The organism is Pseudomonas sp. SIMBA_068, from assembly GCF_046534705.1.
Taxonomy (GTDB): Bacteria; Pseudomonadota; Gammaproteobacteria; order Pseudomonadales; family Pseudomonadaceae; genus Aquipseudomonas; species Aquipseudomonas putida.
The window spans coordinates 1-620 of the sequence record NZ_JAWRYI010000040.1 but is presented as its reverse complement, the minus strand read 5'-3'; the positions used below and the strand labels follow the sequence as shown (position 1 = coordinate 620).

1 protein-coding gene is annotated in these 620 nt (G+C 54.4%); it reads left to right on the top strand.

All coding sequences use genetic code 11. The annotated features are described in order from the left end of the window. Positions 1-456: 456 nt before the first annotated feature. Positions 457-620, top strand: a 164-nt coding sequence (locus tag SB756_RS28035) for a thiamine pyrophosphate-binding protein (RefSeq protein WP_410912707.1), incomplete at its 3' end; no start/stop codon positions are given.

Below are 620 nucleotides of genomic sequence, written 5' to 3'. Positions count from 1 at the left end.
CATCGTCAAGATTCATTTCGCAAAACCCCTATCTGCACATGCAGGTAGGGGTTTTGTCTTTGCGGCGCAAATATCCCTAGTCCTGCCCGCCCCCCTGTAGGAGCAGCCTTGTGCTGCGAAGAGGCCGGTAAGGCTAAAGATTATCTTCGGCTGCAATGGCCTCTTCGCAGCTCAAGGCTGCTCCTACAGGGATCTGTGGTACGTCGCCCCCCCCACAATTCGAGCCAGAATACTAGACGAGCGCGCTTTCAAAGCCTGAGCAAGACTGTTGCTTCTACAACGGCGCCAGCGCAGCACTGCGACAATATTGCAGTTACATTAACGTGACTTTCCCACGCCCATCCTACGTCAAGACTTTGATTCAGGGCATTTCTACCCCTGGACCGAGCGATGCCAGCGTACCGTGCTGCGCATTTCTGGACTTCCACCGTCCCATCACTTGAGGTAGCAAGCAAGATGGCCAAGGCCGCCGATGTCGTTGTGCAATGCCTGGAAAACGAAGGTGTCGAATATGTATTCGGCATTCCCGGTGAAGAAAACCTTGACCTGCTCGAATCCCTGCGCAAGTCGAAGATCAAGCTGGTACTGACCCGTCACGAGCAGTCTGCAGGTTTCATGGC